At 36.0% G+C, this 13,434-nt stretch carries 11 protein-coding genes; 10 read left to right on the top strand and 1 reads right to left on the bottom strand.

What is annotated here, in order from left to right:
* The first annotated feature begins 59 nt into the window (after nucleotides 1–59).
* From EKL97_RS05865 to trpA, 7 genes are all read left to right on the top strand, one after another.
* Nucleotides 60–626 carry an anthranilate synthase component II gene (locus EKL97_RS05865; RefSeq protein WP_126553559.1) on the top strand — a complete coding sequence of 189 codons (567 nt, stop codon included), beginning with the start codon at nucleotides 60–62 and terminating at the stop codon, nucleotides 624–626.
* Between the two features lie 73 nt (nucleotides 627–699).
* Nucleotides 700–1,692, top strand: coding sequence for an anthranilate phosphoribosyltransferase (trpD, locus tag EKL97_RS05860; RefSeq protein ID WP_126568447.1), 993 nt, complete (start codon nucleotides 700–702; stop codon nucleotides 1,690–1,692).
* A gap of 87 nt (nucleotides 1,693–1,779) precedes the next feature.
* Nucleotides 1,780–2,559 carry an indole-3-glycerol phosphate synthase TrpC gene (gene trpC, locus EKL97_RS05855; protein ID WP_126568446.1) on the top strand — a complete coding sequence of 260 codons (780 nt, stop codon included), beginning with the start codon at nucleotides 1,780–1,782 and terminating at the stop codon, nucleotides 2,557–2,559.
* Between the two features lie 57 nt (nucleotides 2,560–2,616).
* Nucleotides 2,617–3,318 (top strand): phosphoribosylanthranilate isomerase, encoded by a 702-nt coding sequence (locus EKL97_RS05850; RefSeq protein ID WP_410503678.1) that lies wholly within the window; start codon nucleotides 2,617–2,619, stop codon nucleotides 3,316–3,318.
* A gap of 4 nt (nucleotides 3,319–3,322) precedes the next feature.
* Nucleotides 3,323–4,504, top strand: coding sequence for a tryptophan synthase subunit beta (gene trpB, locus EKL97_RS05845; RefSeq protein ID WP_126568445.1), 1,182 nt, complete (start codon nucleotides 3,323–3,325; stop codon nucleotides 4,502–4,504).
* Nucleotides 4,505–4,762: 258 nt separating this feature from the next.
* On the top strand, nucleotides 4,763–5,083 hold the full coding sequence (locus EKL97_RS05840; protein WP_126463040.1) for a gamma-glutamylcyclotransferase family protein: 321 nt from the start codon (nucleotides 4,763–4,765) through the stop codon (nucleotides 5,081–5,083).
* 60 nt (nucleotides 5,084–5,143) lie between these two features.
* A complete protein-coding gene (gene trpA / locus EKL97_RS05835; protein WP_126553553.1) occupies nucleotides 5,144–5,905 on the top strand; it encodes a tryptophan synthase subunit alpha in 762 nt (253 codons plus the stop codon).
* Nucleotides 5,906–6,469: 564 nt separating this feature from the next.
* Here the strand turns inward: trpA and EKL97_RS05830 are convergent.
* Nucleotides 6,470–9,121: a TonB-dependent receptor gene (locus EKL97_RS05830; protein ID WP_126568444.1), complete on the bottom strand. Its 2,652-nt coding sequence runs from the start codon at nucleotides 9,119–9,121 to the stop codon at nucleotides 6,470–6,472.
* A gap of 297 nt (nucleotides 9,122–9,418) precedes the next feature.
* Here EKL97_RS05830 and ychF point away from each other — a divergent pair, with 297 nt between their 5' ends.
* The 3 genes from ychF to EKL97_RS05815 all read left to right on the top strand — a co-directional run bounded on the left by ychF (nucleotide 9,419) and on the right by EKL97_RS05815 (nucleotide 13,424).
* Complete coding sequence (gene ychF, locus EKL97_RS05825; protein ID WP_126463046.1) at nucleotides 9,419–10,513, top strand: redox-regulated ATPase YchF; 1,095 nt, start codon at nucleotides 9,419–9,421, stop codon at nucleotides 10,511–10,513.
* A 370-nt stretch (nucleotides 10,514–10,883) separates the two neighbouring features.
* Nucleotides 10,884–11,405, top strand: coding sequence for an NADPH-dependent FMN reductase (locus EKL97_RS05820; RefSeq protein WP_126568443.1), 522 nt, complete (start codon nucleotides 10,884–10,886; stop codon nucleotides 11,403–11,405).
* Between the two features lie 156 nt (nucleotides 11,406–11,561).
* Nucleotides 11,562–13,424, top strand: a complete 1,863-nt coding sequence (locus EKL97_RS05815; RefSeq protein ID WP_126463051.1) for a DNA topoisomerase IV subunit B — start codon at nucleotides 11,562–11,564, stop codon at nucleotides 13,422–13,424.
* Nucleotides 13,425–13,434: the final 10 nt, after the last annotated feature.

Below are 13,434 nucleotides of genomic sequence, written 5' to 3'. Positions count from 1 at the left end.
TAAAAAACCTATTTACCCCAATAGGTACTCCCCTCCTTCGGAGGGGTTGGGGGAGGAAAATGAAAAAAATACTAGTTATAGATAATTACGATAGTTTCACTTACAATTTAGTGCATTATCTGGAAGATTTAGATTGCGAAGTAACCGTTTATAGAAACGATGAATTTGATATTGATGAAATTGCCGTTTTCGATAAAATTCTTCTTTCGCCGGGACCCGGAATTCCGGATGAAGCGGGGTTACTCAAAGCAGTGATTCAAAAATATGGCCCTACAAAAAGTATTTTTGGGGTATGTTTAGGCCAACAAGCAATAGGTGAAGTCTACGGTGGGTCACTTTCTAATTTAGAAAAAGTCTACCACGGTGTGGCCACTAATGTAAAAACTGTTGTTGATGATGAGCTTTTATTTGAAGGGTTAGGAAAGGAATTTGAAGTAGGGCGGTACCATTCCTGGGTAGTTAATGCCAATTTACCGGATATTCTAGAGGCAACTTCCTTTGATGAAAACGGGCAGGTAATGTCATTGCGCCACAAAACATACGATGTCCGTGGTGTACAATTTCATCCCGAAAGTGTGTTGACTCCAAATGGGAAAAAGATATTGGAGAATTGGGTTAAAAATTAGTCATAAAGTCAAATATCACAAAGTCGAAAGACTTTAAGACTTTAAGACTTTCAACTTTAAGACATATATAAAAATGAAAAATATATTAAACCGATTAATCAACCACGAAATGCTTTCGAAAGAAGAAGCAAAAAACGTATTAGTTAATATCTCCTACGGAAGTTACAACACCAGTCAGATAGCTGCTTTCCTTACCGTGTATATGATGCGAAGCATCAGCATTGAAGAGTTAGCCGGTTTTCGTGAAGCATTATTAGAACTGTGCATTCGTGTGGATTTATCCGCCTACAATACCATTGATTTATGTGGCACTGGTGGTGACGGGAAAGACACATTCAATATTTCAACTCTGGCTTCTTTTGTAGTTGCCGGAGCCGGAATAAGAGTAGCTAAACATGGTAATTACGGAGTATCCTCTATTTCTGGCTCGAGTAATGTTATGGAAAAACTAGGAATCAAATTCAGCAACGATGCTGATTTTCTGGAAAAATGCATCGATAAAGCAGGGATTTGTATATTACATGCGCCCTTATTTCACCCCGCTATGAAAAATGTGGGACCTATTCGAAAAGAATTAGGGGTAAAAACTTTTTTCAATATGTTAGGACCAATGGTAAATCCATCGTTCCCAAAAAATCAATTGGTTGGTGTTTTCAATTTAGAAATGGCCAGAATGTATGCGTATTTATATCAAAATACTGATGTGAACTTTACCATCCTGCATTCGCTTGACGGCTATGATGAAGTGTCCTTGACGGGACCTACAAAAACGATTACCAGCTCCATGGAAGGCATGATAAATCCGGAAGATTTTGGTGTTCGCCTTTTGCTGCAAAGCGAAATCGAAGGAGGGAAAACTATAGAGCAATCTGCTCAAATGTTTACTGACATCATTTCCGGAAAAGGAACTGAAGCACAAAATAATGTGATTTGTGCCAATGCGGCCATGGCAATTGCGACTGTTACAAAATGTTCTCCTTTAGAAGGATTTCAAATAGCGAAAGAAAGTTTATTATCCGGTAAAGGACTTGTAGCTTTGAACAAATTGAAAGATTTAAGTAAATAAAAATAGTTTGAAGTTCAAGGTTTAAAGTTGTTTGCATTTCGAACAACTTTAAACCTTGAACAAAGAAAACTTTAAACAAAAAAATAAATGAATATTTTAGATAAAATCATAGTTGACAAAAAAAGAGAAGTCATTCTCAAGAAATCTATCATACCTGTTTCACAATTGGAAGCTTCCGTTTTCTTTGAAAAAAAAACTATTTCTTTGAGTGATAATTTACGAAACAGTACATCCGGAATTATTGCGGAGCACAAACGCCGTTCGCCTTCCAAAGCAGCAATAAATTATAGTTTTACTGTTGAAGAAGTAACCAAAGGCTATGAAAATGCTGGGGCTTGCGGAATTTCAGTATTGACAGATGGAAAATATTTTGGTGGTTCTTTAGACGATTTACTTTTGGCAAGAGCCACAGTAAATATACCATTATTGAGAAAAGAATTCATTGTTGATGACTATCAAATATTGGAAGCCAAAGCATACGGAGCCGATTTAATTCTACTTATCGCAGCAATTTTAACCAGAGAAGAAATCAAATCCTTGTCTGAATTTGCCAAAAGTTTAGGACTAGAAGTTTTACTGGAGGTACACAATCAAGAGGAACTGAAAAAATCGATTATGCCTACCTTAGATATGATTGGTGTAAACAATCGCAATCTAAAAACATTCGAAGTGAGTTTGGATTTCAGCAAGCAATTAGCAGCACAAATCCCAAATGATTTTGTAAAAATTTCCGAAAGTGGGATTTCATCAGTTGAAGCGATTAAGGAATTAAAACCATTCGGATATAAAGGATTCCTGATTGGAGAAAACTTTATGAAAACTGATAATGCAGGTAAAGCTGCAACCGAATTTATCAGCCAACTATAAAACAACCCTGTTAAGGTTCAAAACTCTAAAAGGATTGAATTAAAAAAAAAACTGGAAATGAAAAAACAAACAGACCATCAAGACGCTTCGGCTCCCTCCCCTTCGAGGTGGGCTGGGGTGGGGATAAAAATTTGCGGCATGAAATATCCCGATAATATAATCGAAATAGGGTCGTTCCTACCCGATTATATGGGATTTATATTCTGGGAGAAATCGGCTCGATATTTTGATGGTGTGATTCCAAATTTACCAAAATCAATTAAAAAAGTAGGCGTTTTTGTCAATGAAAGGACCGAAGTTATTTTGGCGAAAACCAATAAACACGATTTGCAGGCCATTCAATTGCACGGTCACGAATCCGTTGCCTTTTGCCAGGAATTAAAAAATAAAATTGATCGTAAAATTGATATTATAAAAGTATTCTCTGTTGATGATTCTTTTGATTTTGAGGAACTAAAACCGTTTGAAACCGTTTGTGATTATTTTCTTTTTGATACCAAAGGAAAATTACCCGGAGGCAACGGAACCACATTCAATTGGAAAGTATTAGAAAAGTATCCCTCAAGCAAACCGTTTTTCTTGAGTGGTGGAATCGGAATTGATGAAATGGGCGCTATAAATGAAATTTCGAAAACCAATTTACCGCTTTACGCCATTGATGTAAACAGTAAATTTGAGATAGAACCCGGTTTAAAAAACATACAATTGTGTAAAGACGCACTGCAGTACGTCTCTACAGATAATAAAATAAAAAAATAAAACTATGTCATACAACGTTAACGAAAAAGGCTATTACGGAGAATTTGGAGGCGCCTTCATTCCTGAAATGTTATATCCAAATGTGGAAGAATTACGTCAAAATTATTTAAAAATTACAGCTGAGCCTGAATTTCAGGCTGAATTTGATGCCTTGCTTAAAGAGTATGTTGGTCGCCCTACGCCTCTTTATTTTGCAAAACGGTTATCAGAACAATACAACACTAAAATCTACCTAAAAAGAGAAGATTTATGTCATACTGGCGCGCATAAAGTGAACAACACCATTGGACAAATTTTATTAGCCAAACGTTTGGGTAAAAAACGTATCATTGCCGAAACCGGTGCCGGGCAACATGGCGTAGCAACAGCAACTGTTTGTGCGTTAATGGGACTGGAATGCATCGTGTATATGGGTGAAATTGACATCAAACGTCAAGCGCCAAATGTAGCTCGTATGAAAATGTTGGGTGCCGAAGTGCGTCCGGCGCTTTCAGGATCAAAAACCTTAAAAGATGCCACAAACGAAGCCATTCGCGACTGGATTAACAATCCTGTAGACACCTATTATATCATTGGATCCGTCGTAGGACCACACCCTTATCCGGATATGGTGGCGCGTTTCCAAAGTGTTATTTCTAAGGAAATTAAAGAACAATTATTGGAAAAAGAAGGTCGTGAAAACCCTGACTATGTGATTGCCTGTGTAGGTGGTGGTAGCAATGCTGCCGGAGCCTATTATCATTTTCTGGATAATGAAGACGTGACTATTATTGCGGTCGAAGCAGCAGGATTAGGAGTCGATTCAGGCGAAAGTGCTGCTACATCGGCATTAGGGAAAGTAGGCGTTATTCACGGTAGTAAAACCCTGTTGATGCAAACTCCTGATGGTCAAATCACCGAGCCATATTCCATCTCGGCAGGATTGGATTATCCAGGCGTAGGTCCTATGCACGCTAATTTATTCGCTACTGGCAGAGCACAATTCATCTCCATAACGGATAATCAAGCCATGCAATGGGGGTTAAAATTATCCCAAATGGAAGGACTGATCCCCGCTATCGAAAGTGCGCATGCCTTTGCCGTTCTCGACCAAATGAAATTCAAAGCAGATGATATTGTTGTCATCAATCTTTCCGGTCGTGGCGATAAGGATTTGAATACTTATATTGATTATTTTAAATTATAGTTGATTTGACCCTCATTTTTTTAGGGTTTATCCCGAAATTATTTCGGGGCGTTCCCTCGCTTCCACTAACGTTACTGCGAGGTCAGGATTTTCGTTGCACTCTTTTTTATCTCGTTAAAAAACGAGACGAAAAAGGATTTTCACTGCAAACGAAGTTCACTGAACTCCAATAAAAAATAAGAGTTTAGTGAAGTAATCCTTAACGCAAACCAAACAACATAAAAATGACGTTCAATTCATATTTTAAAAATAGAAACTATGGAAAAATTATTCGCTTACAGCAGCTTACAAAATGTGGACATACAAAAAGATCTTTTTGGGCGTATTCTTGAGGGAACTCCTCAAACACTAATTGGTTACATCATAAAAGAAATCCAAATTGAAGAAGAATTTGGATTAGTGCACTACCCCATTATTACAGAAACCCAAAAACCGGAAGACACCATCAACGGAATGGTGTATTCCGTTTCTTCACAAGAACTTCGCCAAACGGATTTGTACGAAGGATTGCATTACAAACGTGTTGAAGTGCATTTGCAATCCGACCAAAAAGCTTGGGCGTACAGCGCCGCTATCTAAACATTCCAATTAAAACTCCAAGGTAAAAAAGATCCTAAAATAGAATAAAAAAATACGACAATGAACCGAATAAATCAAAAACTACAAGACACTAAGAAGATCCTTTCCATCTATTTCTCCGCAGGATATCCCAACCTTAACGATACCGTACAAATCATCCAGGATTTAGAAAAAAGCGGGGTGGATATGATTGAAATAGGATTGCCGTTCAGTGATCCATTGGCTGATGGACCAACGATTCAAGCCAGTTCCACACAAGCATTGCACAACGGAATGACGACACAAGTTTTGTTTGACCAATTAAAAGACATTCGTAAAACAGTATCTATTCCTTTAGTGATTATGGGGTATTTCAACCCAATGTTACAATACGGAATCGAGAATTTCTGCCAGAAATGCGCGGAGATTGGCATTGACGGGTTAATCATTCCCGATCTTCCCGTTGACGTATATGCAGATGAATATAAATTAACTTTCGAGAAATACGGATTGAAAAATATATTCTTAATTACACCACAAACTTCTGACGAGCGCATCAACTTTATTGACAGTGTATCTGATGCATTTATTTACATGGTAAGTTCCGCGAGCGTTACGGGATCACAATCCGGTTTTGGAAGCGTTCAAGAAGACTATTTCAAACGCATTGCCAAGATGAATCTGAAAAACCCTCAAGTAATAGGTTTTGGCATCAATAACAAGGAAACCTTTAATCAAGCCACTCAATTTGCCAAAGGAGCAATTATAGGAAGCGCTTTCATTCAGCATTTAACTGAAAATGGTACCGGTAAAATCGAGGAATATATAAACGCAATTCGATAACTAATTTCTTTTATATAAAATCAAACGGCGTTTACAGTTCCTTTAAACGCCGTTTTTTTTAGGATCATTTAGTTAAGTACATGACAAAAAGTAAAACAGATTGTTTTCTAAAAACTTAAATCCTGTTAAAATAAATTTTGACAAGTAATCAAATCCATATTTAAAAACGTTTACTGCTCTTCTTCCATGTTTTTTTATTATTATTTGGATGTTTTCATCTAAATAGTCACAAATTTTATAACACCATACAAAAGCAATGATTATCAAAGAAAATAGTTTCTCTAATCTTTCTAAATCGGATACATGAGTAGCCTTTTTTGTTTATATTTCAAAAAGGAGAAACCTGTGGAACTACCTCTTTTTAAGGAGCAGACAAAAAAATATTTTGCACTTGATGAGAGGCTCTAAAATTGATTTTTTTGAGCTATCGTGCAACTACATAATCGTGAATTAAATACCTAAAAATCAATTTAATAAAACAAAAATAATCCTTTGTTCTATTAATTATTAGTACCAAAAAGGGCTGTCGATTGACAGCCCTTTATAATTAATTAAATACTTAAATTAGAATTTATAGTTTAATGATAAATTAAACATTGTTCCTAATTGGCTAAAGTGATACCCATCATACGTCATTTGAGAGTAACGTTGGTTGAAAGTAACCAAATTAGACTGATTTTTTACTTGAGCTGGATCGTTTAAAATAGCTCTTCCTGCAGCGTTTTCTGCTTTGAAATTCCATTCAGGAAGCACGTTTAATAAGTTATTCACGTTTAAAGATAATGTTAATTTATCAGTCGCTGTGAAATTAATACCTAAATCAGTAACGATTTTTGGAGTAAATTCAGTTCTTAAGTTAGCGTCCATACCATCTTGTTTGAAAATAGATTTCCCAAAGTAAGTGTTATTAAGGGAGAAACCAAATTTTCCAACTTCGTAATTCGCTCCTAAGATCCATTTTGTATTTGGTCTTGAAGTAAACGTTAATGCATCTAACGTTGCTCCAAAGTTATTACTAGCAACTGGAGAAATTCGCTCATTTTGAAAAGTTACGTTTCCAGATAAATTGAATCCAAGTTTACCAGATCCTAATATAATGTTATTGTAATTAGAAACTACATCTAAACCTGAAGTTCTAGAGTCAAATGAATTCTCAAACCAAGCTACATTACCAAATTCAGTATCCTGTCTGTCTCCTAAAACAATTCTATCTTCTACTTTAATGTTATAGTAATCTAATGTGAAATTAAAATTTTTCGTTGGTTTTGCTCCAATTCCGATAGTGATATTTGTTGATTTCTCAGCATCTAGCGGATCAATTCCTAATTTACGTGCTTGTGGTGAAACGTTATTTATAATTCCACTAACTTGAATTCCTTGTCCCGCAACGAATGAGTATTGTGATTTTTGCGTGTAAATTTGGTGTAATGTAGGTGCTCTAAATCCAGTAGAAATAGACCCTCTTAATGTAATTTTGTCATCTAAAAATTTATATCTAGAACTTAATTTCCAAACTGTTGCACCACCGAAATCGCTATAATCTTCATAACGAACAGTACCATTGATTAAGAAATCTTTGGTCACATCATAAGCAAGGTCAAAATAAGCTCCTAAATTATAACGATTCCATGATCCTGAATTTTCAGGTCGATTACCTGCAAATGAGTCAGCTCCAATTCCGTCCCAAGATGCTTTATCCCCTTCAATTACTTCGAAAGTTTCTGTTCTCATCTCAGATCCAAAACCAATACTAACTTTGTCAGATAATATTTTAGAGACATCTAAGTTTCCTACAATATGATTGAAAGCAGTCCCTCCTGGTTTGAATGATATTGGGCTGTTTTCTCTGTAAACTTGAGCACCATTTCCATCTACAATGTTAGATCTATTCTGTGAGTTGTTTACAGAATATGATTGGGTGTTACCACCTACAGTAATACTCGCGTCAGTATTCCAGTCATTTTTAGTTGATTTGTAACCTAATGTTCCGTTATAGTCATTTAAATCCCCTTCAAAAGTAGGAACATATCCTTGGTAAGAAGCTGCAGTACCGTCACCAAATAAGTCTTTCAAATAAGGTGCAGATGCTAATGTTCTCCAATATGGAGTTCTGTAGTTAGCAAATGAATTTACTTTTTTGTAAACATAAGCGGCATTGTAATACAATTGAGATGTTTCGCTTAATTCACTTCCACCATTTACTAAGAATTTTGCAGCAGCAGTTTCAGGTGAACCATTAATATTCCCTGCATCTGGTTTTTTAGCTAAAAATGCCTGAACGTCTGATAGAGAAGCCCCAAAATCTGCTGCTTCACCAGCGGCATCTACAGTCCCTGGTCTGTTAGATAAATTAACTTTCGAAAAATCAATAGTATAATTTATAAATCCTTTTTCTCCTACCGTTGTTCCATTATTTAAACTTACACCTAGCATTTCGCCGTCACCAGCAGAAGTCATTCCACTTCTTACTGTTACTGATCCGTCACGTGTTCCTTTTTTTAAGATAATATTCATTACCCCAGCAATTGCATCAGAACCGTATTGAGCCGATGCACCATCACGAAGTATTTCCACTCTTTCGATTGCATCAGTAGGAATAGCAGAGATGTCAGCACCTGTTTCACCACGTCCCGGAGAGGTTTGTACATAAAGTAAAGAACTTAAATTTTTACGTTTCCCGTTGATAAGGATTAACGTTCTACTCGGTCCCATGTTTCTAATCTCATAAGGATCTAATAATGAAGTTGCATCATTTACCGGAGTCTGAACGGTGTTGAACGATGGAATCTTGTATTGTAAAGCTTTGTCAAAAGAAGCTTGCCCTGTTGAGGCTAAATCCTTTGCAGAAATAACATCAATAGGTAATGCTGATGTGGTATTACTTCTTGGCGCAGTTCTGCTTCCAGTAACTACAACTTCGTTTAGATTTTGTCCGCCTTCTTCTGATAAGACAACATTCAGCATAGCACTTGTAACTGCTTTTTCTAATTTAGCAAAACCTACATAGCTAAAAACTAAAGTAGCCCCGTCTTTAACTTTTATCTTGTATGCTCCATTCATATCAGTAGAAACCCCATTTTGAGTTCCCTTTTCAACAATGTTTACACCAGGCAAAGCATTGCCGGTGTTCTCTTTTACAACACCCGAGACTTCTTTTTGTGCAAAAAGAAACGAGATGTTTAATAGAAATAATAATAATAATGCAAATTTTCTCATAATAAGTTTTGTTTGATTTTTGGTTTGGTTTTAAATCGATCGCAATATAATTTTTTTTAACAAAATATTAGTAAATTTTTCGTTTTTTTATAAAAAATATTTCAGATACGTTTAATCTGAAATTTTACTTATTTAAACATTTTTAAAATCTTATCTTTGCATACTTTTAGCGGTAGCTACTAAATTTTACGTTTAGCGTGTCATTCAAAAAAAGCATTACAAAATCGTGATGAAATCTGTTCAAAAACAGCAAAAGTGACGATACTATACTCCATTAAAAATAAATATTATCTACATATGAAAGCAGGAATTGTAGGATTACCAAATGTTGGAAAATCAACATTATTCAATTGTTTATCCAATGCAAAAGCGCAAAGTGCCAACTTTCCTTTTTGCACCATCGAACCCAATATAGGTGTTGTAAATGTTCCGGATTCCAGAATGGAAAAACTGGAAGAATTAGTAAAACCAGAACGCGTGCAAATGGCAACTGTCGATATCGTTGATATTGCAGGATTAGTAAAAGGAGCTAGTAAAGGGGAAGGTTTAGGAAATCAATTCCTTGGAAACATTAGAGAATGTAATGCGATCATCCATGTTTTGCGTTGTTTTGATAACGATAACATTGTTCACGTTGACGGAAATGTAAATCCTATCCGCGACAAAGAAACCATAGACATCGAGCTGCAATTGAAGGATTTGGAGAATGTTGAAAAACGCTTAGAAAAAGTAAATCGTGCCGCTAAAACGGGAAATAAAGAAGCACAAACCGAAAAAGCTCTTTTAGACCGAATCAGAGAAACATTGCTTCAGGCAAAATCAGCTAGAATAGTAATTCCTCAAAACAATGATGAAGAGGTTTTGATGGAAGCGTTTCAGTTAATTACAGCAAAACCAGTTTTATACGTATGTAATGTTGATGAAAACTCAGCAGTAAATGGAAACAAATATGTGGATCAGGTTCGGGAATTGGTCAAAGATGAAGATGCGGAAGTAATTATTCTTTCGGTTGGTGCTGAAGCTGATATTACCGAATTAGAAAGCTACGAAGAGCGTCAGGTTTTTCTGGAAGATATGGGTTTAAGCGAACCCGGAGCCTCAGTCTTGATACGTGCAGCTTATAAATTATTGAAGCAACAAACTTACTTTACAGCAGGTGTCAAAGAAGTTCGTGCTTGGACTATAGATGTTGGGGCAACTGCGCCACAAGCTGCAGGAGTAATTCACACTGATTTCGAAAAAGGATTTATCCGCGCCGAAGTGATTGCATACGAAGATTTTGTTCATTACGGTTCCGAAGCTAAATGTAAAGAAGCCGGGAAATTCAAAGTAGAAGGAAAAGAATACATCGTAAAAGATGGTGATGTGATGCATTTTAGATTCAACGTGTAAATAAGTCATAATATCCAAAGTCATAAAGTCGAAAGTTAGTATTAGCTTTCGACTTTTTTGTCCCCAATCCAGCTTTCCACTTCAAACGAAGTTCACTGAACTCCAATTAAAATAAAAGTTTAGTGAAGTAATATTTCCCCAACAATCTCTTTTTTCTAAGACAAAAAAAGGAGCTTCCGCTGGTTACTCTTTTTGTCAAGAAAAAAATGAGATTGATCAGAAAAATGCTTTCCATTTCACTCTGGGGTAAAATTGATTTTGCAAATATCATATTTCATAGTTTCATCTTTGTTTTCAAAATGGGTCAATCTGTGGCTAATTATTTTGGAGCTGAACCAATTTTTAGTACTTTTAGTCAAAATAAAGTATCATGAAAATAATCGCTTTTGGCGCAAGCCCCAGCAAAAACTCGATCAACAAAAAATTAGCGACTTACGCAGCGAATCTTTTTGAAAATGCAGTAGTTGAGGTGCTGGATTTAAATGATTTCCAAATGCCGATATTTACCGTCGATATAGAAAAAGAAATTGGTCAGCATGAATTAGCAAAATCATTTCTGGCTAAAATTACTACTGCTGATATTCTAGTGGTATCCATGGCGGAAAATAATGGAAATTATTCTGCCGCTTTCAAAAATGTTTTTGACTGGTGTACCAGAATAAATGCGAAGGTTTTTCAGGAAAAACGCATGTTATTGATGGCTACTTCTCCCGGAGCCAGAGGCGGAGCAAGCGTTTTGGGAATTGCAAATAACGCTTTCCCCTTTTATGGCGGAAACATAAAAGCGACTTTTTCATTGCCTAGTTTTGAGACTAATTTTGATGTGATAAATAATAAGATTTCTAATGCTGAATTAGACAATCAGTTGAAAGAGATTATCAAGATTTTTTAAATTCGAATATCAAAAATCAATTTCAATTTGAAATCTGCAATCTAAAATCGTTAATTCTAAATCGGTTGTCAATATCATTCTTAATAACTTTGATGACTTCCTGTTTTAAATTTTATCGAATTACACTACATTAGCACCAAATCCACAAAACCTACAATGTCCGATCAAAATCAATATACCGAAGACAACATTCGGTCACTCGACTGGAAAGAACATATTCGCATGCGTCCCGGAATGTACATCGGAAAATTAGGCGACGGCTCCTCTTCAGATGACGGAATTTATATTCTGCTGAAAGAAGTACTCGATAACTGTATCGATGAATTTGTTATGGGTGCTGGAAAAACAATCGAGGTCACTATCAAAGATAAAACCGTTACGGTCAGGGATTATGGACGTGGAATTCCTTTGGGAAAAGTGATTGATGTAGTTTCCAAAATGAATACCGGCGGAAAATATGATTCACTTGCGTTTAAAAAATCAGTTGGTCTGAACGGAGTAGGGACAAAAGCAGTCAATGCGTTGTCCAATTATTTTAGAGTAGAGTCCGTTAGGGATGAAAAACAAAAAGCAGCAGAATTCTCAGCAGGAAACCTTGTTCTCGAAGAAGATATTATCGAAACCACCAAGCGAAAAGGAACCAAAGTTACTTTTATTCCAGATGAAGCAATTTTCAAAAATTATAAATATCGATATGAATATGTAATCAAAATGCTCAAAAATTATTGTTACTTAAACAATGGTTTGACAATTCTTTTCAACGGTGAAAAATATTTTTCAGAAAATGGTCTGAAAGATTTATTAGAAGAAACTATTCATGCTGAGGATTTAGAATATCCTATCATTCACTTGAAGGGTGAGGACATCGAAATTGCTTTGACGCACAGCAAAACCCAATACAGCGAAGAATACCATTCGTTTGTAAACGGACAAAACACGACTCAAGGCGGAACACATTTAGCAGCCTACCGGGAAGCAATTGTTAAAACCATCAGGGAGTTTTACAACAAGAGTTTTGAAGCTTCTGATGTTCGAAAATCAATCGTTACAGCGATCAGCATCAAAGTAATGGAGCCGGTTTTTGAGTCGCAAACCAAAACTAAATTGGGTTCAACTGACATGGGATCCGAACCGGGAATGCCTTCCGTGCGTACTTTTGTAAACGATTTTGTGAAAACCAAATTGGACAATTACTTGCATAAAAATCCACCAACCGCAGAAGCATTATTACGAAAAATTATTCAAGCCGAAAGAGAGCGCAAAGAATTGTCCGGAATACGAAAATTAGCGACAGATCGTGCCAAAAAAGCAAATCTGCACAATAAAAAATTAAGAGATTGTAGGGCGCATCTCCCAGATACTAAAAACCCTAAAAATCTGGAAAGCACGCTTTTTATTACCGAGGGAGATTCTGCATCCGGATCCATTACTAAATCGCGCAATGTAAATACGCAAGCCGTTTTTAGTTTGCGTGGTAAGCCTTTGAATTCCTATGGAATGAGCAAGAAAATTGTATATGAAAATGAAGAGTTCAATTTGCTGCAAGCGGCACTGGATATTGAAGATGGCTTAGAAAAATTGCGGTATAACAACATCGTAATTGCTACAGATGCGGATGTTGATGGAATGCATATTCGCTTGTTATTGATTACTTTTTTCCTGCAGTTTTTCCCTGAATTGATAAAAGAAGGGCATTTATACATTTTGCAAACGCCACTTTTCAGGGTTAGAAACAAGAAAGAAACCATTTATTGTTACTCTGATGAGGAACGAAGAAATGCTATTGAAAAATTAAAACCAAAACCAGAAATTACCCGATTCAAAGGACTAGGTGAAATTTCACCGGATGAGTTCAAAAATTTCATAGGCGAAAGCATTCGTTTAGAACCCATTATGATGGATAAAAACACTTCGATTGAGCAATTATTGTCGTTCTATATGGGCAAGAATACGCCGGACAGACAGGAATTTATCATCAAGAATTTGAAGGTGGAATTAGATGTGATTGAGAAAATTTAAATAATTATAA

This window comes from Flavobacterium sp. LS1P28, from assembly GCF_003970335.1.
In the GTDB taxonomy this organism is placed as follows: domain Bacteria; phylum Bacteroidota; class Bacteroidia; order Flavobacteriales; family Flavobacteriaceae; genus Flavobacterium.
The sequence above is the reverse complement of the archived record's forward strand: the minus strand, read 5'-3'. Positions and strand labels throughout refer to the sequence as shown.

Coding starts and splice junctions, on each gene's coding strand:
- ychF (WP_126463046.1), top strand. CDS start 9,419: ATGAAAGCAGGAATTGTAGGATTACCAAATGTTGGAAAATCAACATTA.
- EKL97_RS05850 (WP_410503678.1), top strand. CDS start 2,617: ATGAAAAAACAAACAGACCATCAAGACGCTTCGGCTCCCTCCCCTTCG.
- EKL97_RS05830 (WP_126568444.1), bottom strand. CDS start 9,121: ATGAGAAAATTTGCATTATTATTATTATTTCTATTAAACATCTCGTTT.
- trpC (WP_126568446.1), top strand. CDS start 1,780: ATGAATATTTTAGATAAAATCATAGTTGACAAAAAAAGAGAAGTCATT.
- trpA (WP_126553553.1), top strand. CDS start 5,144: ATGAACCGAATAAATCAAAAACTACAAGACACTAAGAAGATCCTTTCC.
- EKL97_RS05815 (WP_126463051.1), top strand. CDS start 11,562: ATGTCCGATCAAAATCAATATACCGAAGACAACATTCGGTCACTCGAC.
- trpD (WP_126568447.1), top strand. CDS start 700: ATGAAAAATATATTAAACCGATTAATCAACCACGAAATGCTTTCGAAA.
- EKL97_RS05820 (WP_126568443.1), top strand. CDS start 10,884: ATGAAAATAATCGCTTTTGGCGCAAGCCCCAGCAAAAACTCGATCAAC.
- trpB (WP_126568445.1), top strand. CDS start 3,323: ATGTCATACAACGTTAACGAAAAAGGCTATTACGGAGAATTTGGAGGC.
- EKL97_RS05865 (WP_126553559.1), top strand. CDS start 60: ATGAAAAAAATACTAGTTATAGATAATTACGATAGTTTCACTTACAAT.
- EKL97_RS05840 (WP_126463040.1), top strand. CDS start 4,763: ATGGAAAAATTATTCGCTTACAGCAGCTTACAAAATGTGGACATACAA.